The following is a 22,927-nucleotide window of genomic DNA, read 5'->3' as shown; positions in this document are numbered from 1 at the left end:
ATTGCGCGCCCTCGGGCATCGCGCAGATCAGGCTTGGCAGGGCAAGGCGTCACCCCTGGCGCGTCGGTGTCGGAGTGGTTCGAGGTATGTCCCACGCGCCGGCCGGATCACCCAGCGAGACAGGTCGGGCCGCCGACGCCGGCCCTAGCCGGAGCGCCGGGCCTCTCGACGAGGCCGGGGTCGCCAAGCAGAAGCTCGTCGAGGCGATCGAGAGCAGCTCGGAGGGCTTCGCGCTGTTCGACCCGGACGATCGCCTCGTCCTGTGCAACGGGCACTTCCAGGGTTTCCATCCCGGCCTGTCGGCCATCATCGTGCCCGGCGTGACCTTCGAGGCCATCGCCAACGCCGTCGCGGAGACCTGCGTCGTACGGCCGGACGGGATGAGCGTCGAGGACTGGGTCGCCGAGCGCATCGCCCATTACCGCGCGCCGCGCGGTCCGCTTCTCCAGCAGCGCGTCGACGGCCGCTGGGTCCAGGTCAACGAGCGCAAGACCAACGACGGCGGCGTCGTCGCGGTCTACACCGACGTGACCGAGATCAAGCGCGCCGAGCAGGTGCTCCAGGCGACGCAGGGGCGGCTGACCTACCTGCTCACCGCGTCCCCGTCGATGATCTGCAGCTTCGAGGTGGGGGGCCGCAACGCGCCGACCTTCATCAGCGAGAACGTGCGCGATCTCCTCGGCTACGAGCCCGGCGATTACCTGGCGGGCCCGGAATTCTGGCTGGAGCGGCTTCACCCGGACGACCGGGACCGGGTGCTCGCCGAGTTCCCGCACCTGCTCGCGGACGGGCACAACGTCATCGAGTACCGGTTCCTGCACGCGAACGGCACCTATCGCTGGGTCCGGGACGAGCAGCGCCTCCTGCGGGACGCGACGGGCCAGCCCGTCGAGGTGGTCGAGTCCTGGAGCGACATCACCGAGCGCAAGGAGGCCGAGCTGGCGCTGCAGAAGCAGACCGCCTTCGTCGAGCTGCTCCAGGCCGCCGCCGCGGCCGCCAACGAGGCCCCGACGGTCGAGGACGCCCTGCGCTTCTGCCTCGAGCGCGTCGCGCAGCACGCCGGCTGGCCCGTCGGTCACGCCCATATCCTGGCCCGGGACGGAACGCGGACGCTGCTCCCGACCGGCATCTGGCACTGCGACCCCGGCGCGGATGTCGCGCGATTCCAGGCTGCCACGGCCGCCACGTCGCTGGCCGCCGGATCGGGCCTGGCCGGCCGCGTTCTGGTCTCGGGCGCGCCGGAATGGAGCGTCGGGGACCCGACGCTGGCCGCGGACCCGCGCGCGCCGGCGGCGGTCGAGCACGGCATTCGGGCGGGATTCGGCTTTCCGGTGACGGTCGGGCGCGACGTCGTCGCGGTGCTGGAGTTCTTCGCCCGTGACGCGTCCCCGCCGGACGCCTCGCTGCTCCGGGTCATGAGCAATATCGGCGCGCAGCTCGGCCGCGTGATCGAGCGCAAGCAGGCCGAGGAGAGCCTGCGTCAGGCGAAGGAGGCGGCCGAGGAGGCGAGCCGCGCCAAGAGCAGCTTCCTCGCCAACATGAGCCACGAATTGCGGACGCCGCTCAACGCGATCATCGGCTTCACCCGGCTGGTGATGCGGCGGGCGAAGGATGTCCTGCCGGTCAAGCAGTTCGAGAATCTCGAGAAGATCCTGGCGAGTTCCGAGCACCTGCTCTCGCTGATCAACAGCATCCTCGACCTCGCAAAGGTCGAGGCGGGGCGCATGGAGGTGAAACCCTCGGATTTCGCCCTGGAGCCGGTCCTCGACCTGTGCCTCCGCACCGTCGAGCCCCTCGTCAAGAACGAGGGCGTGCGCCTCGTCCGGGACGTCCGGGACCCGCCCCCGATGCTGCGCACGGACGAGGAGAAGCTGCGGCAGATCCTGATCAACCTGCTCAGCAACGCCATCAAGTTCACCGAGGCCGGATCGGTCACGCTCCGCGTCCGCTCGGTCGATGAGGGCATCGAGTTCGCCGTGATGGATACCGGCATCGGCATCCCGGCGGGCGCCCTGAGCGCGATCTTCGAGGAGTTCCATCAGGTCGACAACAGCGCGACCCGGTCCCACAGCGGCACCGGGCTCGGGCTCGCGATCAGCCACCGGCTCGCGCGCCTGCTCGGCGGCCGGATCGGCGTCGAGAGCCGCGAGGGCGAGGGCTCGACCTTCACGCTCACCATCCCGCCGCGGATCGCCGGCGGCGCCGAGGTGCCGCCGCCCCCGAAGCCGGCACCCGCCGCCGTCACCGCGCCGCGCTCGGGCGCCAAGGTCGTGCTCGCGATCGACGACGATCCCAACGTCGTCTACCTGCTGAAGGAGAACCTCGCCGATGCCGGCTACACGGTGGTCGGGGCGGCGAGCGGCCAGGAAGGGCTGGTCAAGGCCCGGGAGCTGCAGCCGCGGGCCATCACCCTCGACATCATGATGCCCGGCACCGACGGCTGGCAGGTGCTGCACGCGCTGAAGACCGATCCGCTGACCCGGGACATCCCGGTCGTCTTGATCTCCATCGTCGACCAGAAGGAGCTCGGCTTCCGGCTCGGCGCGACCGACTACATCGTGAAGCCGTTCGAGCGGGAGGCCCTGATCGGCGCCCTCGCGCGGATCGCCCCCGACAACGAGCGCGTCCTCGTGATCGACGACGATCCCAACGTGCCCGACCTCGTGCGCCAGCTGCTCGACTCGGAGCACTGCACCGTCGACTGGGTGGCCGACGGCGCGGCCGGCCTGGAGCGCATCGCGCAGGCCCGCCCGAGCGTCATCCTCCTCGACCTGCTCATGCCGCGGATGGACGGCCTCGCCTTCCTGGACGCCCTGCAGGCGGATCCCGCCGCCCGGTCGATCCCCGTCGTGGTCCTGACCGCCGCGTCCCTGGATCCCGCCGAGCGCGGCATGCTCCGCGAGCGGGTGCTCGGACTGATCGACAAGGGCGGGCTCGATCGCGCCGCCCTGGTCCGGGAGGTCCGCCGCGTGCTGCCGGTCCTGGAGACCGAGACCGCCGACGGTGACCGATGAGGTCGGCAACGACCCGCGCGCGACGGCCCGAATCGCGCGGGACCGAGTCATGAAGCGGATTCTCATCGTCGAGGACGTCGCGCTCAACCGCGATCTGCTGACCCAGCTGCTCGAGGACGAGTACGAGATCCTGATCGCCGTCGACGGGGCCGCCGGCGTGGACATGGCGATCGCGCACCGGCCGGATCTCATACTCATGGACCTGTCGCTGCCGCTCGTCGACGGCTGGGAGGCGACGCGCCGCATCAAGGCCGACGCGACGACCGCCGCCATCCCCGTGATGGCGATCACCGCCAACGCGATGACCGGCGACGAGGACCGCGCGCGGGCCGCCGGCTGCGACGACTTCATGACGAAGCCCGTCGACGAGGACCTGCTCTTCGCCAAGCTGCAGCACTGGCTCGGCTGAGCGCGGCCGTCTCACGCCAGGAAGGGAGGACCCGTGGAGCCAGCCCGCATCCTCATCGTCGACGATGAGCCCTTCAACCTCGACCTGCTGGAGCAGGAGCTGGAGCTCCTCGGCCACGCCAGCGTGCGGGCGGCGAACGGGCGGGCGGCCCTCGATCGGCTGAGCGAGGAGCCGTTCGACCTCGTGCTCCTCGACGTGATGATGCCGGCCCTGGACGGCTACGCCGTGCTCGAGCGGATGAAGGCCCACGAGGCCTGGCGCCACACGCCCGTCGTGATGATCTCCGCCCTCATGGAGATCGGCAGCATCGTCCGGTGCATCGAGCTCGGCGCCTTCGACTACCTGCCGAAGCCCTTCGAGCCCGTGATCCTGGAGGCGCGCATCCGGTCCTGCCTGGAGCGGAAGCGGGCGCACGACCGCGAGGTGGCGCATCTGCGGACCATCGAGCGCGAGCGCAAGCGCGCCGACGAGCTCCTGCACGCCATCCTGCCGGTCTCGGCGGTGGCGGAGCTGATGGAGACCGGGCAGGTCAAGCCGCGGCTGTTCGGCGACGTCGCCGTCCTGTTCATCGACCTCGTCGGCTTCACCACGTGGTGCCACGACCAGAGCCCGGACGTCGTCGTCGCGGAGATCCAGCGCCTCGCGGAGGCCTTCGAGGTGGTCGCGCAGGCGCGCGGTCTGGAGAACATCAAGACGATCGGCGACGCCTTCATGGCCACGGCCAACCTGCTGCGGCCGCACGACGACCCGGTCTCCGCCGCCATCCGCTGCGCCGCCGACATGGTGGCGATCGCGGCCGAGGGCGAGCCGGGCTGGCGGATCCGCGGCGGCATCCATATCGGGCCGGTCGTCGGCGGCATCGTCGGCCGGACGAAGTTCACCTTCGACCTGTGGGGCGACACCGTGAACGTCGCCGCCCGGCTCGCGGGCCTCGGCGACGGGTGCGCGCTGCACCTGTCGCGCGAGGCCTTCGCGCGCCTGCCGGACCCGCGCGACGTCCGGCCGATCGGCCCGGTGACGCTGAAGGGCAAGGGCGCGGTCGACGTGTACTGCCACGCCCTCGCGGCCGGCGACGCGACCCCGGCCTGAGACGCCCGCGGCGGCCGCGGAGCGTTCCGGATTGCGCAGCAAGAAGCGGGATGCGGCGCGCCGGGACGGAGCTTAGGGCCCGTCCCGGAGGTGCACCATGACCCGTTATCGCTGCGTTCCGATCCCGACGGAGACCGCCGATCGCTTCCGTACCACCGGCTTTGACGACCGGGGCAACCCGGTCCGTCGGGTCGTCGCGACGGCGGATGGCGGCTTTCCCTGCCGACACTGCCTGCGGCTCGGCCGGCCCGGCGACACCATGCTGCTCGGATCCTACGATCTGCCCGAGCCGCGCGGGATCTACTGGACACCCAGTCCGATCTTCCTGCACGCGGACCAGTGCAAGCGCGCCGAGGCGGTCGACGGCCTCGCGCCGATCGTCCGCGCGAACACGCTGGTCTCGGTCCGTGCCTACGACGCGGACCATCTCTGCCTCTACGATCTCGGACAGGTCTGTCCCGGGAGCGAGGTCGAGATTCCGCTCCGCCGCGCCCTCGACGATCCGCGCACCCGCTTCGTCAACATCCACACGGCGCGGCCCGGGTGCCTCCTGTCCCGCGTGGAGCGCGTCGCCGACTGAGCGCGAGCCGCCGAGCCGCCAACGGGCCGTTGCGCGGCCCGCTCAGGCCGCGACGTGGATATGCTCCTGCGCGTTGATGAAGGCCGCCACGTCAGCGGCCGGGATCGGCCTGCTCAGCAGGTAGCCCTGGACCTCCGAGAACCCGCTCGCCCGCAGCCGGGCCAGCTGCTCCGGGGTCTCGACACCCTCGGCCGTCGTCGTGATCTTCAGGCTGCGGCCGAGTTCGGCGACGACGTGGACGATCGCCGCCGCCTCGTCCTTCTCCAGGAGGTTCCGGACGAAGGACTGGTCCAGCTTGATCTTGTCGAATCGGAAGGTGTTCAGGGAGGAGAGGGACGAGTAGCCGGTCCCGAAATCGTCCATCGAGAACCGCACGCCTAAGGAGCGCAGGCGGCTCAGCATCTCGAAGCTCGCCTGATCCTGGCTCAGAATGACCGATTCGGTGATCTCCAGCTCGAGACGGTGACTCGGCAGCTCGGTCTTCAGCAGGACCTCCTCGACGAACCGGTCGAGATTGCCTTCGCGAAACTGGATCGGCGAGATGTTGACGGCGACCCGCAGGGAGCCGGGCCATGTCATGGCATCGGCGCAGGCCCGTTCGAGCACGTAGGCGCCGAGGGCGTCGATCAGCCCCGTCGCCTCGGCGACCGGGATGAACTCGCCGGGCGAGATCATCCCGCGTTCCGGGTGGTGCCACCGCGCGAGGGCCTCGAAGCTCGTCACCGCGTTCGTCGCCAGGTCGAACAGCGGCTGATAGTGCAGCTCGATCTGCGCGGTGCCGATCGCCAGCCGCAGCTCGCGTTCCAGCCAGCGCCGCTGGTTCTGACGCTCCTCCATCTCCTGCTCGAAGACGCGGACGCGCCGACCGCCGTCGGCCTTCGCGGCGTAGAGGGCGACGTCGGCGCGGCGCAGGAGATCGTCGCCGTCGGCATCCTCCGTGCCGGAGACGGCGATACCGAGACTCCCGTCGACGGCCACGAACTGGCCGGCGAGGAAGAATGGCCGCCTGAGCTGGATCAGGATCTGCTCCGCCAGGGCGAGGACGCCGTCCCGCAGGTCTGCCTCGAAGAGGACCATCGCGAACTCGTCGCCGCCGAGGCGCGCCACCGTGCCGCCGGACGGGCACAGTCCGGTGAGGCGGCGGCCGACCTGTCGGAGGAGTTCGTCGCCGGCCGGATGTCCGAGGGTGTCGTTGATGCCCTTGAAGTCGTCGAGGTCGAGACAGATGACAGTCACCGCCCGGCCGCCGACCGCATGGTCCGCGAAGGCGGCGGCCAGGCGGTCGGCCAGGAGCGCTCGATTCGAGAGGCCGGTCAGCGCGTCGTGGGTCGCGAGATGCGCGATCCGCGCCTGCGCGGTGACGCTCGCGGTGACGTCCTCGTGGGTCTCCACCCAGCCGCCATCGGCCATCGGCTCGACCGTGATCTCGATGCAGCGGCCGTCGGCGAGCGTCCGGGTGAGGGTCCGGCGGATCGGCCCGCTCTCCGCGGCCGACCAGTCCGTGAGACCGGCGAGCCGGTGAACCTCATCCTGTGTCGGGTCGAGATCCAGCACGCCCGGAGCGATCCCGTAGATCCGGCAGAACTGGGAATTGTAGACCTTGAGCCGGCCGTGGACGCCGAACATGCACAGGCCCTGGGACATGTTGTTCAGGGCGGCGTCGAAGCGCTCGTTCTGCTCCTGCAGCTGCCGCTCGCGCTCCGTCAGGACCGTGTTCTGCCGGAACACGTCGTCGCGCAGCTGATCGCGCTCCGAGAGGGAATGCTCGAGCACGACGACGGCCCGCGCGATATCGCCGACCTCGTCGGCACGGTCGATATCGGGCACGCTGACGTGCCAGTTGCCGCGCGCGACCTCGGAGACCGTCTGGGTGATGCGCACCAGGGGACGGGTGATCCGGCTCGACAGGAAGAGCATGACGACGGCGACGAGGCACAGCGTGAGACCGGCGACGACGCTGAGCGTCTGCAGCAGCGCGCGCGAGCTCTCCTCGCCGATGCCCACGACCTTGCCGGTGAGTTGCTGCAGCTCCCGCAGCGGCGCCGCGACGCAGAGGCGTATGTCGGGCGGCTGCGGGATGCAGCGCGCGACCTTCTCGGCGCCGAGCACGGCGTGCAGCTCAGCGCCCGACGCGGGTCCGAGCTGGGCGTTGGAGACCTCCGAGCCCGCCGAGGAGAGGAGGTTCTGGTCGGCGAGGATCAGGACGTCGCGGTTGCTGAGGGACGCGAACGCCGTCAGGGTCGGCTCGTGCGCGCGCAGGACCCGGTAACCGACGAGGCCGCCGATCACCTCGCCGAAATCGTCGAACAGCGGCTCGCCGAAGATGTCGGCGACCGTTCCGCTCTCGGTGGCGGCGAGCGCCCGCGCGAGCGCGTCGTCCCAGCGCAGCGACAGCACGAACCCGTCCGCGTGCTCCCGATCGTTGCGGGCGAGCACGGCCCGCAGGGACGCCGCGACGGGCGACGTCCGGAACGCCGCGTTGGCGGCGAGGAGGTCCGCCTCGACGCGGTCGGCGGTCAGGGCGCGGAGATTGAGGTCGAAGGCGATGGCGCCGTCGAGGTCGGCGAGGGCGAGAGCCGGCCGCAGAAGCTCCGAGGCCGCCACCGTGTTGCCGGAGAAGACCGCCTTCGCGACGTCCCAGCGCTTGGCCATGGTGGCGAAGCGCCGCTCGACGTCCTCGCGCTGCATCTGCAGCCGCGCCGCGGCGAGCTTGGCGTCGCTGAGCAGGCGGTCGGAGAGCTGGGCCTCGGACCAGGTCGAGACCTCCTGCGCCTGCTCGCGGAGCGTCTGGCCGGAGCGCAGAACCACCAGGAAAACCAACGCCGCCAGCGCGATCGCGGCCGTCGAGAGCGTGGCGCCGACGAGGCGCGCGCGCAGGGAACGCGAGAAGACGGTGCCCGTCACGGCCTGAGCGGGGCGCCGCCCCGCTCCGCCATGACCTGTCCCGCGCGGTCGGAGGTCGCGAAAGCGAGGAACGCCGACGCCGCGGCGTCGCGCGTGGCGGCCTTGTAGATCAGCGCGAGGGTCACGGCGCTCGGATAGGTCGGATCGCGCGGGGCCCGGCCGTCGATCGTCAGGACCGCGAGATCGCCCGCGAGCGCCGGCGAGAACGGTCCGAAGCCGATCGCGCCGGGCGTCTCCCGCACCGTTGCGATCGCGTCCTGGGTCGTGGTCGCCGTCTTCGAGCGGCTGGTCAGGACGAGGTCGCGCCAGCCCGGCATGGTGGCCCGCAGGACCGTGAGCGTGCTGTCCGTGTCCTCGCGCCGGACGACGCGGATCTTCAGATCGGGGCCGCCGAGGGCGCTCCAATTGTCGACCGTGCCGGCGAAGATCGCGGCGGTCTGCGCGCTGGTCAGGTTGGTGACGCCGACGCCCTGATGGACGAAGATCGCCGAGGGGATGCGGGCGAGCGGCACCTCCACGAGTCCCTGGGCCTTCTCGGCCTCGGTCAGCGGGCGCGCGACCCGCCCGAGCCTCTGGCGCTCGCCGCCCACGGCCGCGACGGCGCCGCCGGAACCGATGCTCGGCGGCACCGACACGCGCGCGTCGCCGCTGTCGGCATTGTAGGCGGCCGCCACGGCCTGGAGCATCTCGATCCCGTCGCCCGTGCCGACGACCGCGAGGTCGTCCGCGCGCGCGGCGGCCGGCAGGGCCAGGAGGATGATTCCACCCGCGATGATGCGCCGAAGAGACGTGAATAACAGTGCCATAACCCGAGAATGCGCCTCGAGTGCTTAACCCGAGGTCACCGGATACCGTACACCGAAGGTGTGGTTGACGATCTGCTAGGCGACAGGCTCCGTTTTAGCGGTCCGATGACCCGCGACGCGCTGGAGGAAGCGCTGCAGGAAGTTGGTGTCGGACGGCGGTTTCCCGTCCGCGCCGCGCGCGTCCGCGTAGAAGGGATCGGCGTAGCAGGTCGCCCCGGTCGCCGCGGCGAGGAATTGGACAGCCGCGACCATCTCGGGGGCGCCCGCCGCGAGAACGGTGTCGTCGCGCGTGAGCATCGGCATGTGGAGCGTCGGCCGCCCGGGCCGGGCATCCGGAGGCGGGTTGCCGCCGCTGCAGGTCAGGACCGTCGTCGCCCCCCGCTCGCGCAGCCAGTCGAGCGCCGGGCGCATGTAGAGATTCTGCGGGTGCCGCGCGCCGGCCACGACGAGCAGGTCGCGCTCCGGCTCACGCATCCGGCTCGCGCGGGCGACCGCCCAGGCGGGCGCCCAGCCGACGCCCGATGAGACGATCACGAGACGGCCACGCCCGAGCCGGTGGAAGGCGGTCCCGAACGGGCCCTCGACCTTCACCGCGGTTCCCGGTCCGATCCTGCCGCCGAGCAGCGGCGAGACCGCGCCGTCGGGCTGGCGGCGGATCTGAAAGATCAATTCGTTCAGTTCGCCCGATCCGTCCGCGCGCAGGGTCGGGCTGTAGTCCCGCGCGGGCAGCCCGGCGAAGGAGACCCGGACATACTGGCCGGGCAGGTAGGTCAGCCGCTTGCGCAGCGCGACCGTCACCTCGACGATCTCGGCGGTGAGATCGACGACGCGGTCCACGGTGCCGGCCCGCCGGACGGTTTCCGGAACCTCGTCGAACTCGATGACCGCGTCGGTGGTCAGGCGAGCCCGGCAGGCCTGCACGGTCTCGCCGATGCGCGTCCCCGCATCGTCGACCGCGCCCGCATGGATCCGGACGCGGCAGGTGTCGCACTGCCCAGTGGCGCAGTCGTGCGGGATCGCCTGGCCGGCCGCCAGACCCGCGTCGAGCAGGGTCTGGCCGGCGCTGGCGCTGACCCGCCTTCCGTTGATGACGAGGGTGACGCGTTCGGCCACGGCGCGCTCCCGGCTCAGCGCAGAAGGACTTCGACCGGCCGCATGTGCCGCGTGTGGCGCGTCTGCGTGTGATCGAAGGCCGAGACGTACAGATAGAAGGTGTTCCCGGGCAGGAAATCGACGTCGTACTTGCTGCCGGTCGCGATCTTGCGCGCGGCGACGAGGGTCCAGTGGTCGTCGGCCCAGTCGGCGGCCGCCGAGATCCCGGCGCGATCCCCCGTATAGCCGTCGGTCATGAGCACGCCCGGCATCACGGTGCCGACCGGGATCTCCGCGTCGGCTGCCGCCGAGTACGGCACCGTCTCGGTCTTCTCGACCATCCACCACGCCGAGCCCGGCGACGTGCTGGCATCGAAGTCCAGATCCACGGTACCGAGCTTGGCCACCGTCGCCTGCCAGTCCTTGGGAAGCCGCAGCGGCTCGACCGCCCCCGCGTAGCCGCCCGGACCCTCGAACTTGAAGTTGTAGCGGTACGCGCTGGTGCCGGGATCGCCCCAGTAGCCGGCCTGGTAGCGGCCCTTCACGGCCCGCTCGGCGGCGGTGGGGTCGGTGGGCGGACCGATATGCATGTCCTCGACGACGCCGAGCATGCCGCCGCGGGCCGCCTTCCACTGCCACATGTCGATGTAGCTGCCGTCGGTGGTGTAGTGGTAGCCGCGGCCGTTGAGCGGGGCGGGGGCGTCGGGCAGCGGCCGGGCGCCGAGATGGGTCGACCCGCCGCTGCCGAACGCGTCGGACCGCGAGAAGATCACCGCCAGCTTGTCCTCGTAGTAGGCGGTCACGTCCGCGCGCGCCGCGTCCGCGTCGAGGAGGTGCCAGCCGTCCGCCTTCTTGATCATCGGGACGCGCTTGAGCGAGCGCGACGGGTCCCACCAGCGGAAGGCGAAATACACGTTCGTCGCGTCGCGCACGGCGCGGATCTCGACGGTGGTCTCACCGGTCCCGCCGAAATTGGCCCCCTGCATCGTCCGGACCGAGACCGGGCGCGCGGTGCGCCAGACCGGGTCTTCGAGGAGCTTCGACAGGTCGGGCCCGGCCGACACCTTGTCGATCACCAGCGTGGAGCGGCCTCTCACATCCGCGAAGGCGAGGCCGCCGACGACGGGGAGGCCGATGATGGCGGCGGCCAGAAGTGGGCGTCGCCGCCGCGCCGCACCGTCCGCCAGGGCCGCCGGGCGGAACAACCGAAGCAGCTGCCACAAGCCGCCGTACATGAAGTGCGCGAGGGTATGGACCGCGATGTAGGCCAGGGCGACCAGCGCGCAGGTGGCGTGCAGCCAGACCACCCAGCCGCCATAGCCGAGGTAGAGCGCGACCCCGGTACCCGTCAGGACGAGCGTGACGGCGTAGATCAGCCAGTGCAGCGCGACGTTGATGCCGCCCCACCGTGCCTTCCGGGCGGCCTTGCTTCGCCCGCTGACACGGAGGGCGCGGAGCCGCGACAGGCCGTTGCGATCCGTGAGACGCCCGCGCACGAGGTAGACCAGATAGGCGGTGATTCCGAAGAACAGGGTCAGGCCGGCCACGAAGTGGACCGTCCAGACTTCACCTTGCGGAAGCAGGGGCGCCAGGAACTTCGCGGTCCGCGCCACGGGTGCGTCGGCCGAGATGCGCAGGCCCGTGAGCAGGCTCGCCACCATGGCGATGGCGACCACCCAGTGAATCACGATGGTCCCGACATCGGAGCGGGGATGCCGGTCGACCTGCGCGGCGGCTGTACTACGCCACCCGGGGGCGGTCTCGGCTCCGCCGGGCGGATGCGGCGCGAGGGTCAGCGGTTCCGACATTCGATCCTCCGCACCGTCGCCGCAAATTGGACGCGCTACGTTAGAACTTTGTAAATCATGATGCCGGCCGCGCGATATAGCCGAGCTTTGCAATCTATAACTCTTGATCGATATGCTTAACGGCGGTTGCGGCCCGGTCGGTCAGCAGGGCATGCCGTGGCTCCGCCCCGCCGCGGCGCAAACCGTTTCAGGTCGCGCGTCGATGGGAGGCGGACGCGGCCGACAGGGTACGGCCTCAGAGCGGCACCTCAGCCACCTGTCATGACAGAGCGCTCAGTCAGGAATGCTTGGAGACAGGGTCTCCTAGCGCTGGCACGGGATCTGTCGCCGGATCTCAGGGAGCAGGCCTGATAGGGCGGCAGATGCCTCTTCATCCCTGATAGCGACATCCACGGCGCAGAACTCAAGGTCTCGGTCGGCGGAGTCCACGCGATGGACTGCACCATCAACCAGCCTCGCTGAGCCGACGCGGCCGCGATCCGCAGCTCGCCTCGCCCGCGCACTCCCATTTCCGTGATCAATTCAGATACATAAACAAATTTTAGGAAGTCAATTACGGTTGAAAAACGCAATCGCAATTTATTTGTAAAATCAAATCTTGACGGATACGGTCAAGCTGCCGAGCGATAGAGTGGCCAATTCTCAAAAACTACTGCGACGTCGCACCGTGTCGGAACCCGTACACGTGCGTGAACGCGGATCATTGGGTTGACGCTGGCAGTGGCACGACCACGGCGTCGGATGCGGGGATATGATGACCAGAATCAAGGCGCTGTTACTGGGCTCCTCGGCCCTGATGATCCCGATCGGCGGTGCGTACGCTGCCGATCTCCCGACGTTCAAGGCTGCGCCGGTCGAGTTCGTACGCGTTTGCAACGCCTACGGCGCCGGCTTCTTCTACATCCCCGGGACCGATACCTGCATTCGTCTGTCCGGACGGGCGCGGTATGACTTCCTGTATCAGACCAGCAAGGTTCGCACGGGCGGCGGCGGCGACCTCACCGGCTATCTCGGCCTGATGCGTCTGAACCTCGATTCGCGGACCCAGACCGATTACGGAACCCTGCGCGCCTTCCTGCGCATCGATGTCGCCAACCGCAGCGGCCCGTTCCTGACCTCGGGATCCCGGCAGCGCGAGAGCTTGGCCATCGCGGGCCTCGGCGCCGACGCTTTCGGGCGCACGCAGACCTATGTCAACGCCGATAAGGCCTTCATTCAGTTCGCCGGGCTCACCGCGGGCCGTGCGTCCTCCTTCTTCGACTTCTACGCGCACGACTTCGAGTTGATCGGCGGCACGGCCGGCTCGGATACGTTCAGCACGAACCTGCTCGCCTACTCGGCGATCCTCGGGAACGGCATCACGCTGACGGCCTCGATGGAAGATCCGACCTACCGGCGCTTCCCGATCTTCGGCACCGGCTCGGCCGTCGGGGCCTTCACGGCCGGTGGCGGCTTCGCGGGCTACAGCAACGCCTTCAACCCGTTCACCCCCTCGACCTGGCTGGCGCCGATCGTCGTCGGTCCCGGCAATGTCGCCTTCGTCGACGTCACCCAGAAGAGCCGCATGCCGGACTTCGTCGGCGCGGCCCGCATCGACCAGGCCTGGGGCTCGGCGCAGCTCTCGGCCTCCGTCCACGAGATCAATGCCGGCGACGCCGGCAGCACGGTTGCGGGCATCTCCACCGCCACGACCGGCCTCGGCATCTCGCCGACGGGACGCGCCTCGAACGCCTACGGCTGGGCGGTCCAGGGCGGCCTGAAGGTCAACCTGCCGTTCATCGCGACGGGCGACACGCTCTACCTCCAGGGCGCCTACGGGCAGGGTGCCATCGCCTATACGGGCATCTCCAACTACACGGCGCCGTACGACGCCCTCGGCGCGGCGCCGGTCGGCGGCGGCTCGTTCGCGCAATACTACGCGGACGCGGTGCTCAATCCCGCGACCGGCCGCCTCGAGCTGTCGACCTCGTTCTCCGCTGTCGCCTCCCTGCTCCATTACTGGTCGCCCGCCTGGCGCTCGGCCTTCTTCGGCAGCTACGCGCAGATCGACTACAACTCCAAGGGGCGCAACGCTCTGGGCCTCCTCGGCTTCGGCTTCGCCCCGGCCGGCGCCAGTGCGTCGAATGCCCTGGCCTTCGCCACGAGTCCCATCCTGCGGGGCAACAACCAGATGATCACCGGCGCCAGCCTGATCTGGACCCCCGTGAAGGATCTCGATATCGGCGTCGAGGGCGAGTACATCCGCACGGCGCTCAACAGCGGCGTCACGCCGGACATCTCGAAGAACGCGCTGCGCTACGTCAATTCGCAGGATGCGGCCCAATTCCGGTTCCGCGTGCAGCGGGATTTCTGAACCGATCCGACGCGCCTTCGCAGGCGCAACGTCCAGTCTCGAGCCCGGCCGCAAGGCCGGGCTTCTCTATTTGGAACGCCAAGTAAGTTATCTCGCAAGTTGGGCCATATTCAACAAATAAAAGATCTTTTGCTTGCGATCGTCGCAAAATCATCTACAAGAGAGTCAGCTCTTCAGCGGCTTGCTTCGCCGCCGACCGAGCGGATGCTATGGTTTCAGAGCGGCTGGCCCGGGTACCAGGGCAGGGCCGGTCTGACCCAGAGCTTCAGACCCATACGACTTCGCCGACCGGGCAACCGGTCGGCTTTTTCGTGCTCGCTGCCGGCGCAAGCCGGGCAGGATTGTCCGTCAGGCTTGGGCGACACAAGCCCTGATCCCGGTGACCGGGATGTGGCCGACCTGAGGCCATCCTCCACGAGAAATTCAAAAATCGTTTCAAGATTGAAGCCCGTCCAAAGAGCGAAAGAATTATTCCGCAATAAAATATAGAGTTTAAATGGGTATTGCAGCATCTTACTACCACGTCGCCGGTGAGCGACAGCTTGTGTAACGGGAGATCATCATGAAGAACATCGTCCTCGCCTGCTCGATGGGCGCGATGCTGATCGCGGGACCTGCTCTCGCTCAGGACGGTGGCGCGACCATCGATCCCAGCCTCATCGTCCGGACCAACGGCAGCGGCCTCGACGCGTGGTCCGCCTCCGAGGGCAACGACAAGGCGGGCGGCATGTGGGAAGGTGCGACCGGCTACAGCGCCGCGATCCAGCGGCCCAGCGCGGTCGAGACCGTCCCGGCCAATCGCCAGTGGAGCCATCTCAACAGCCGCGAGCGCCGCCGCGGCCAGCCGTCCTACTGAGCGCCCACCCGGTACGGCCCCGCGCCCGGCACGCCCCGCGATGCGGGACCGGCCGGGCGCGACGGCGTGACGACGGCGTCAGAGGGATGCGGCCGGCAGGAGGTCGATCGACGGGTGACCCGCGACGCTGTGGGTCCAGCTGAGGGTCACGCGGCAGCCGCTCCCGTCGGAGGCGATGTCGAAGGTGGCGCTGTGCAGCCGCGCGATGGAATCGACCAGGCTCAGGCCGATCCCGAAGCCGCTCTTGTCGGTCTTCAGCGCGCCGCGGCGGTACCGGGCGCGCACGGCGCTCAGCTCCTCCGCTGGGATGCCGCAGCCCGTATCGGTGACCTGGATCCCCGTCGGATTCCGGAGCAGCGCGACCGTCACCTGCCCGCCGGCCGGCGTGAACTTCAGGGCGTTGTCGATCAGGTTGCTCACCGCCTCGAAGATCAGGCTGCGGTCGCCCTCGATCGCGCACGGGCCGTCCGGCCGGTCCCAGAGAAGTCGGATGTCGCGCTCGATCGCCAGGGGCTCGTAGTACTCCACCGCATCCTCGAGCAGCCGGCCGAGATCCACCTGGGTGAAGCCCGATCGGCGCAGGCGGTCCTCCATCTCGGAGATGCGCAGCAGGGCCGAGAACCGGACGACGATGCTCTTGACCTCGGCCAGGACGTCCTCGTTGAAGGCGCGGAAGGCCGCGACGCTGTCGGCCTTGCGCAGCGACCGTTCCAGCGTGCCGACCACCCGGGTCAGCGGGGTGCGCAGGTCGTGGGCGATGTTCTCGTTGACGCCCTTGATCTCCAGCATCAGCCGCTCGAGCTGGTCGAGCATGTCGTTCACGACGCGCGTGAGGTGAGCGAGGTCGGCCGAGACGCCGCGCGTCGGCAGGCGTTCGCTCAGGTCGCCGCGCATGATGCGCTCGACCGCCTTGGTGATCGCATCGTTCTGCCGCAGCGAGCCGGCGCCGAACACGACGGCGCCGATCAGGCCGATCACGATGGTGGCGGCCATGCCCCAGACGAAGGTCTCGACCAGCGCCTTCTCGAGGGACTGGAGATCCTGGGCCGAGCGGCTGACCAGCACGTACTCGCCGCTCGGGAGCTCGGTGAGCTGACTGAAGAGCGTGCGGCTGCGGTGATCCAGCGGCTGCGCCAGGATGAACGGCTTCCCGATCGGCGCCCTGTCGGGGAAGGCGATCGGCGCGCCGGCCCGGCGCACGTGGTCGGGCCCGAACAGGACGAGCGGGCGGCCGCCCTCGGCGAAATCCTCGGACGCGTCGATCCGCTCGCGCAGCGCGCGCGGCGACAGGTTCAGGAGGTGCTTCGATTCCCACTCGACCCACTCGAACGCGGCCTTGCGGCCGTAGCTGCGCGTGTCGACGTAGAGGAAGCCCGAAAGCGCCAGCGAGGCGGTCCCAAAGGTCGCGAAGAACAGGCACGCGACCCGGAAGCCGCTGGTGCGCCGGACCTCAAGAAGGCGCACGGAGGATGAAGCCCGTGTTGCGCACCGTGTGGATCCGCGGGTTCAGCCCGTCGGGATCGAGCTTCTTGCGGATCTTGCCGATGTGGACGTCGATGACGCTGGACTGGTGATTGAAGCTGTAGCCCCAGACGGATTCGAAGATCATCTTCCGGCTCACCAGCGTGCCGGCGTTCTGCATCAGGAACTCGATGATCGCGAACTCCTTGGGCAGGAGCTCAATTTCCCGGTTCCCGCAGTGGAGGACGCGCTCGATCAGGTCGAGGCGCAGGTCGCCGACGACGAGTTCGTTCACCGCCTCCGCGGCCATCTTGCGCCGCGCCAGCGCGTCGACGCGGGCGGTCAGCTCGATGAACTCGAATGGCTTGGCCAAGTAGTCGTCTCCGCCGGCGCGCAGCCCGTCGACACGCTCGTTGACGGCCGACAGGGCGCTGAGGATCAGGACCGGCGTCGAGACCTTCGCGGCGCGCAGCTCGGTCAGCAGCGACAGGCCGTCGATCTCCGGGAGCATCCGGTCGAGCACGATCACGTCAAAGTTACCGTCCAGGGCCTTGCGTAGTCCGATGCTGCCACTGGGAGCTTCGTCGACCTGAAATCCGTATTCCGCGAGGGCCGAACCGATCTCCGCGGCGACCCGCCGGTCGTCCTCGACTACCAATACGCTGGCCATTCGTTTTTCCTTCTTATTTTGTATTCGCCGGCCCTGTCTGGTCTCCTGCGGCTCGGAGGGAGAGGTGGAATTATCCTCTTCGGAGCCGGAGTCAAATGCGGTTCGGTCGCGGCGGCCGCCCTGCGTCATCCCGCCGGCGAAGCTTACAAGGGAGCGAGGGATCTGGACCATGCGCCTCACTCCGCGCTCGCCTGCTCGGAGAGCTTGGCTGTCGGGACCTGGGAGGCGACGGAGCCGCGGGGGACGACGCGGCTGCCGTCCTGAAGGCCGGCGGGCGGGTTGAGGACGACGGTCTCGCCGCTGTCGAGGCCGCTGCGCAGCTCGAGGCGCGTGCCGAGATCGCGCGCGATCGTGATCGGCCGGAGCCGGACGGTGTCGTCCGCCCCGACCACGGCCACGCGCGTCCCCTCCGCGTCGAAGATGAGCGCCTCGGACGGCACGATCACTCGCGGATGCGTGCGCGGCACCGCGAAGGTGACGGCGACGTAGAGGCCCGGCCGCAGGATTCCGTCGGGATTGGCGACGTCGACCTCCGTGTCCAGCGTCCGCACCGAGGATTGGAGAGCCACCGAGCTGCGCGAGACCGTGCCGTCGAAGGTCCGGTCCGGGATCTGCGCGACCTGGACGCGCGCCTTCACCCCGTCGCGGATGCCCACGGCGGCCGATTGCGGCACCTGCACCGCGACGCGCAGGACATCGGTGCTGTCGACCGTGAAGAGCGGCGTCCCGGAGCCGGCATCGCCGTGGACGAGGTCGCCGACATCGACCTTGCGGGCGGTCACGATGCCGTCGAACGGCGCGACGACGTTCTCGAAGGTGGTCAGCGTGCGGAGCCGGTCGACGGTCGCCTGCTGGGCGGTGATGTTGGCTTCCGCGACCTTCACCTTCGCCTGCGCGGCGGCGAGGGTCGCGGTGGCGGTCAGCATCCCCGCGCGGGTCTGGTCGGCGTTCTGCTTCGAGGCCCAGCCTTGTCCGGCCAGGGTCGCGGTGCGGGCGTCGGTCACGTTCGCGAGCGTCACGCTGGCCTTGGCCTGCTCCACATCCGCCTGCGCGACGGCGAGCTGCGCCTTGAACTGGCCGAGTTGGGCCTCGGCCTGCCGGGCCTGCTGGTCGAGGTCGGGCGCGGCGATCCGGACCAGCAGGTCGCCCTTCTTGACCCGCGACCCGATGTCGACCCGGCGCTCGGCGATGTAGCCGGTGGCGCGGGCGAAGATGTCGGCATGGTCGAAGGCCTCGGTCTGGCCCGGCAGGGTCAGCGTCATGGGCCCGTCATCCACCTGCGCCGGCCCGGTGCGGACCGTCGGAACGAAGTTCACGGCCTCGGCCTGGGTCTCCAGGGAGGCCTGGTAGGTTTCCCAATGGTGCCAGGCGCCGAGCCCGAGGGCGCTGCCGAGCGCGAGGAACGCCACGAGGAACGGGCGCTTGCGCGGCGGCGGCGGCACCGCGTGGACGAGGGCCTCGCCGGCCCCGTCCTGCCGCAGCGGGTCGATCTCGACCGCGTGCTGGTGCGCCCGCGCGGCAGCCTCGGCGCCGCTCCCGGGGGCGTCGTTGAAACGGGTCATCAATAATCCTCGAGGGGCTTGATCGGGTTGCGGCGGAGCAGGGTGTAGAGAAGGGGGACGAAGAGCAGGGTCGAGACGGTGCCCATCCCGATCCCGCCCATCACCGCGCGGGCGAGGGCGGCATTCTGCTCGGCGCCTTCGCCGGACCCGATCGCCATCGGGATCAGGCCCAGGAACATCGCGGAGGCGGTCATGAGCACCGGCCGGAGGCGGGTATGGCCGGCCATCAGGGCGGCCTCGCGGGCAGAGCAGCCGGTGGCCTCGCGGTGCTCCTTGGCGAAGGTGACGAGCAGGATCGAGTTCGCGCTCGCCACGCCGACCGACATGATCGCGCCGAACAGGGCGGGGATCGAGAACGCCGTGCTGGTGATGAACAGGCTCATCACGATGCCGCAGAAGGCCAGCGGCAGGGCGGCGATGACCACGAAGGGATCGACCCAGGTCTGGTAGTTCAGGACGAGGAGCAGGTAGACCGCCACCAGCGCGATCCCGAGCCCGAGCTCGATGCGCGAGAAGGCGCTCTCCATGCTCTCGATCTGGCCGCGGACGAGGATCTTGTCCGGGGCCGGGAGCTTGACCTGCTCCTCGGCGACGATCCGGTCCACGGCGTTTCGGACACTGCCGAGATCCGCGTTCTGGACGTTGGCGAGGATGTCGAAGGTCGGCTGCTGGTTGACGTGGTTGATCACGGTCTGCTCCGGCTGCCGCTGCATCGTGGCGATGTTCGACAGCAGGATCGGGATGCCGGGCCTGTCACCCGCGTCCGTGTGCACCGAAACCGGCGTGTTCATCAGCTGTGTGATGTCGGCGTTGCGCCACTCCGGCGTCTGGACCCAGAGCTGGTACGGCATGCCGGACTTGGGATCGGCCCAGAAGTTCGGGCTGACCTGGAAGGAGCCGGAGAGCGAGACGTTCAGGTTCTGCGCGATGGACTGCTCGCTGACGCCCATCTCGGAGGCCAGCCTGCGGTCGACGTTCACGTACATCTGCGGGGCGTCGACGATCTGGTGCAGGTGGACGTCGACGGCGCCGCGGACCGCCGCGATGCGGCGGACGAGGTCCTGCGCCACGGCGAGGTCCTCGGCATCGTGCCGCCCGGAGACCTGCACGTCGATCTGCGCGACGGTCCCGAAATTCAGGATCTGCGTGATGATGTCGGACGGCTGGAAGTAGAAGGTGTCGTCGGGAAAGGCCTGGTGCAGGACCTGGCGCAGCCGCTTCTCGTAGAAGGAGATCGGTTTATGCTCACCCTTCAAGTTGATGAGCATCTGCCCGTCATTGTAGGCGACGAACGACGCATCCATGAAGGCGAAGTTGTAGTTCGAGGCGGGGAGGCCGATATTGTCCAGGATGAGCCCGAGCTCGTCCTTCGGGACGACCTGCCGGACGACGTCCTCGACCTGCGCGAAGGTCTTCTCCGCCTGCTCGATCCGCTCGCCAGGACGCGTGCGGATATGCAGGGTCATCTGGCTGGATTCGATCTGCGGGAAGTAGTCCTGACCGACGAAGGGGAAGATCGCGGCCGTCACCGCGAAGACGGCGAGCGCGCCGGACAGCGCGCGGGCCGGATGGCCGAGCACCGCGGACAGGAGGCCGACATAGCCCGCGTGGAAGCGCGCGAACCCGCGCTCGAACGCGTTGCGGAAGGCGAGGGCGCCGCGCAGCGGATATTGAAGCAGCCAGGCGAGGGGCCGTGTGGGCGCGCGGAGAATCCGGCCGAGGACGGAGCGGCGGCGGGGTGGTGACGCCTCATCGACCTCGGCGGCCGGGCCGTGATGCCGGGCGTATTCCGGGGCGACCAGGACGTCGATGAGGATCGCCACCAGCGTCCGCGACAGGAGGTAGGAGGTCAGCATCGCGAAGACCACCGCCTCGGCCTGCGGGACGAAGAGGTAGCGGGGCGCGTCCGTGAGGAAGAAGACCGCCGAGAAGGCCGAGCAGATCGCCAGCGTGGAGATCAGGGCCGGCTTGGCGATGCCGGCCACGCCCTCGACCACCGAGCGCCGGAAGGAGAAGCCCTCCTCGAACATCCGGTAGGTGTTCTCGATCGCGACCGTCGCGTCGTCCACGAGGATGCCGACGGCCAGGGCGAGGCCGCCCAGGGTCATCACGTTGATGGTCTGGCCCAGAGCAACCAGGATCGACAGGGAGGTCAGGATGCAGAGCGGGATGGACACCAGCACCACGATGGTCGAGCGCCAGGAGCCGAGGAACAGCAGGATGGCGAGACCGGTGAGCCCCGCCGCGATCACCGCCTCGCGCACCACGTCGGAGATGGCGTCCGAGACGAAGACCGACTGATCGAACAGCGGCGTGATGGTCATGCCCTTCGGCGCGGCCGCGTGGATGTCCGGCAGCGCGGCCTTGACGGCGTTCACGACGTCCAGGGTCGAGGCCGCGCCATTCTTGAGGACCTGCAACAGTACGGAGTGGTGGCCGTCGGCGCGGACGATGTTGATCTGCGGGGGCGAGCCGTCCCGGACATGGGCGACGTCGCGCAGCAGGACCGGCTGGTTGTTCTCGACCTTGATGGGAATGCGGTTGAGCTGATCGACCAGCTGCGGGCTCGAGTTTAGCCGCACCGTGTATTGCTGCGTCCCGATCTTCGCGAGGCCCGAGGGCACGACGAGGTTCTGCTTGAGGACCGCGTTCAGGACATCGAGCGGCGTCATGCCGATCGCGCGCAGCTTGCCGGGGTCGAGATCGACCATGACCTGACGGGGCGCGCCGCCGTAGGGGGAGGGCAGGGTCGAGCCCGGCACCTCGGCGAGCCGGCGGCGGGTCCGGTACTGCGCGTAGTCGAAGACCTTGGTGAGCGGCAGTTTCGAGGACGACAGCGCCATCTGAATGACGGGCACCGACGAGGCGGAGAAGCGCATGATGACGGGGGGCTGCACGCCCGGCGGCATGCGCGAGCGGATCGCGTTCATCGCCGAGTCGACCTGGGTCATCGCCAGATCGATGCTGACCGCGGAATCGAAGTAGATCCGCTCGGTCACCGTGCCCTGGATCGACGTCGACTCGATCCGGCGGATGTTGTTCACGTTGCTCGACAGCGAGAACTCGCTGTAGTTCGTGATGCGCTGGACCATGTCGGTCGCGTCGAGACCGTTATAGGTCCACACCACCACCACCACCGGGATATCGACGGCGGGCAACACGTCCTTCGGCGCGACGGTGATCGAGCCGAGCCCCGCGAGGAACATGAGGACGGCAAGAACATAGAAGCTCTTGCGGAACTTCAGAGCGAACCGGACGAGTTCCATGTGATCAGTCGGGTGTCCCGCCGTGACCCGGCTCCCATTCCCGCGGGGTGCCCGCGTGGACTGGGAGCCGATCAAGCCTCGTGTGCGAAGAGAAGGCAGGGCGAATGCCCGGCACGCCGAAGTTATAGTCCTGGCAAAGACACTCTTCGAATGAATTCGACACGACAAAATAAAGCGCGTTTAAGAAACTTAAAGCGGCAGCGGATCTCTAAAGTGCGGCACGAATCCGATGCTTGCACTGTCTCCGTCCCAGGCCGCGGCCGGACGGGCGCGCATCGAATTTTAAAGAAAATTTCTCAAATCAATTCCGTTTTCACTGCTGAAAAGCCTATTTGATTGCAGTGCGCGGTCGGCTTGCGCCATCTTCCGAATGTCGAGATGGGCTGACCCGCCAACGTCGCTGAAGGCAGTGAGTCGCGGCCACGCGGTGATCCCGTCGGGCGGCTGTTCCGAAGCGCGCACGCGTTGTGGCGGGCCTGCTCGCAGAGACCGGCCGCTGACGCCCGCGGCGGTCCCGTCGAACACATCCAGGACATCCGGAGCGCGGCGTCCGCGCTGCCGATCTCGTGCGCGCGAGGAGGCGCGGGCCTATGACCAGACGATGTCTGCTGATCCTGGTCTCGGTGCTCTCACTGGCGCTGCAGACCGGCGTGGCGCTGTCCGAGAGCGAGATGCCGGCAGGAGGCGCCTTCATGAGCAGTTACACTTCGGATCCTTACTTCGACCCGCGGTCACGGTACTCGCAGGCTCACGCCACCGGAGACATCCGCGGACAGCCGATGCTCGTCGAACCGAGCGACGCCCCGCCGCCCTGCAAGCTCTTCGACACGGCCTGCGCGGCCGCCTTCGAGCGCTTACGCCCCCACGCGTATCGCTAGGGCCGGCGCCGACCGGGCGAGAGCGGAGCGCTCGCCCTTCTCGGTCCGAAAACGCGCCCTCTGCCGCGCGGAGATGGGGCATGTCAGTCCGGCGTCGGATCGTCCGCGATCCTGCGCCGCAAGTGCATTGACCTCCAGCCCGAGACCGCGCCGACATCCCGCCACCGGCGGCTCGCGCC

15 protein-coding genes are annotated in these 22,927 nt (G+C 69.1%); 7 read left to right on the top strand and 8 right to left on the bottom strand.

The genetic code is table 11. The features are described 5' to 3' along the window. The first annotated feature begins 86 nt into the window (after positions 1 to 86). The 4 genes from ACX9MN_RS05375 to ACX9MN_RS05360 all read left to right on the top strand — a co-directional run bounded on the left by ACX9MN_RS05375 (position 87) and on the right by ACX9MN_RS05360 (position 5,092). Positions 87 to 3,014, top strand: a complete 2,928-nt coding sequence (locus tag ACX9MN_RS05375) for a response regulator (protein WP_489723871.1) — start codon at positions 87 to 89, stop codon at positions 3,012 to 3,014. A 49-nt stretch (positions 3,015 to 3,063) separates the two neighbouring features. Further along, positions 3,064 to 3,423 (top strand): response regulator, encoded by a 360-nt coding sequence (locus ACX9MN_RS05370; RefSeq protein ID WP_026604690.1) that lies wholly within the window; start codon positions 3,064 to 3,066, stop codon positions 3,421 to 3,423. Positions 3,424 to 3,456: 33 nt separating this feature from the next. Beyond that, entirely contained in the window at positions 3,457 to 4,512 is a 1,056-nt protein-coding gene (locus ACX9MN_RS05365) for an adenylate/guanylate cyclase domain-containing protein (protein WP_447680399.1), read from the top strand. A 97-nt stretch (positions 4,513 to 4,609) separates the two neighbouring features. Next, on the top strand, positions 4,610 to 5,092 hold the full coding sequence (locus tag ACX9MN_RS05360; protein WP_489723870.1) for a DUF1203 domain-containing protein: 483 nt from the start codon (positions 4,610 to 4,612) through the stop codon (positions 5,090 to 5,092). 42 nt (positions 5,093 to 5,134) lie between these two features. Here the strand turns inward: ACX9MN_RS05360 and ACX9MN_RS05355 are convergent, their stop codons facing one another. From ACX9MN_RS05355 to ACX9MN_RS05340, 4 genes are all read right to left on the bottom strand, one after another. Beyond that, positions 5,135 to 7,996 (bottom strand): putative bifunctional diguanylate cyclase/phosphodiesterase, encoded by a 2,862-nt coding sequence (locus tag ACX9MN_RS05355; RefSeq protein WP_489723869.1) that lies wholly within the window; start codon positions 7,994 to 7,996, stop codon positions 5,135 to 5,137. Then, the gene (locus tag ACX9MN_RS05350; protein WP_489723868.1) at positions 7,993 to 8,802 is read right to left on the bottom strand and encodes a PstS family phosphate ABC transporter substrate-binding protein; all 810 of its coding nucleotides are present in this window, start codon (positions 8,800 to 8,802) and stop codon (positions 7,993 to 7,995) included. The genes ACX9MN_RS05355 and ACX9MN_RS05350 overlap by 4 nt, the downstream gene beginning before the upstream one ends. A 75-nt stretch (positions 8,803 to 8,877) precedes the next feature. Further along, complete coding sequence (locus tag ACX9MN_RS05345; RefSeq protein ID WP_489723867.1) at positions 8,878 to 9,915, bottom strand: 2Fe-2S iron-sulfur cluster-binding protein; 1,038 nt, start codon at positions 9,913 to 9,915, stop codon at positions 8,878 to 8,880. 14 nt (positions 9,916 to 9,929) lie between these two features. Then, positions 9,930 to 11,702 carry an ethylbenzene dehydrogenase-related protein gene (locus ACX9MN_RS05340; RefSeq protein WP_056521640.1) on the bottom strand — a complete coding sequence of 591 codons (1,773 nt, stop codon included), beginning with the start codon at positions 11,700 to 11,702 and terminating at the stop codon, positions 9,930 to 9,932. A 754-nt stretch (positions 11,703 to 12,456) separates the two neighbouring features. On the opposite strand from ACX9MN_RS05340, the gene ACX9MN_RS05335 reads away from it, so the two are divergent. Together ACX9MN_RS05335 and ACX9MN_RS05330 are read left to right on the top strand one after the other, a co-directional pair. Continuing rightward, complete coding sequence (locus ACX9MN_RS05335; RefSeq protein WP_489725207.1) at positions 12,457 to 14,055, top strand: porin; 1,599 nt, start codon at positions 12,457 to 12,459, stop codon at positions 14,053 to 14,055. Positions 14,056 to 14,617: 562 nt separating this feature from the next. Continuing rightward, positions 14,618 to 14,911 carry a hypothetical protein gene (locus ACX9MN_RS05330; protein ID WP_091677772.1) on the top strand — a complete coding sequence of 98 codons (294 nt, stop codon included), beginning with the start codon at positions 14,618 to 14,620 and terminating at the stop codon, positions 14,909 to 14,911. Positions 14,912 to 14,989: 78 nt separating this feature from the next. On the opposite strand, the gene ACX9MN_RS05325 is transcribed toward ACX9MN_RS05330, so the two are convergent. Genes ACX9MN_RS05325 through ACX9MN_RS05310 form a run of 4 tightly spaced genes read right to left on the bottom strand, consistent with a single transcriptional unit; the run spans position 14,990 to position 21,870 of the window. Continuing rightward, positions 14,990 to 16,375 (bottom strand): sensor histidine kinase, encoded by a 1,386-nt coding sequence (locus ACX9MN_RS05325; protein WP_020091595.1) that lies wholly within the window; start codon positions 16,373 to 16,375, stop codon positions 14,990 to 14,992. After that, entirely contained in the window at positions 16,362 to 17,213 is an 852-nt protein-coding gene (locus tag ACX9MN_RS05320) for a response regulator transcription factor (RefSeq protein WP_489723866.1), read from the bottom strand. Before ACX9MN_RS05320 ends, ACX9MN_RS05325 begins: the two co-directional genes overlap by 14 nt. Before the next feature lie 5 nt (positions 17,214 to 17,218). Beyond that, positions 17,219 to 18,604, bottom strand: a complete 1,386-nt coding sequence (locus ACX9MN_RS05315; RefSeq protein WP_020091597.1) for an efflux RND transporter periplasmic adaptor subunit — start codon at positions 18,602 to 18,604, stop codon at positions 17,219 to 17,221. Then, positions 18,604 to 21,870 (bottom strand): efflux RND transporter permease subunit, encoded by a 3,267-nt coding sequence (locus ACX9MN_RS05310; protein ID WP_489723865.1) that lies wholly within the window; start codon positions 21,868 to 21,870, stop codon positions 18,604 to 18,606. Before ACX9MN_RS05310 ends, ACX9MN_RS05315 begins: the two co-directional genes overlap by 1 nt. Before the next feature lie 590 nt (positions 21,871 to 22,460). Between ACX9MN_RS05310 and ACX9MN_RS05305 the strand changes: the two genes are divergently transcribed. Then, positions 22,461 to 22,748: a hypothetical protein gene (locus ACX9MN_RS05305; protein ID WP_489723864.1), complete on the top strand. Its 288-nt coding sequence runs from the start codon at positions 22,461 to 22,463 to the stop codon at positions 22,746 to 22,748. The last annotated feature ends 179 nt before the right edge of the window (positions 22,749 to 22,927 follow it).

This window comes from Methylobacterium sp. 1A, from assembly GCF_058072805.1.
This window is presented reverse-complemented; position numbering and strand designations above follow the sequence as displayed.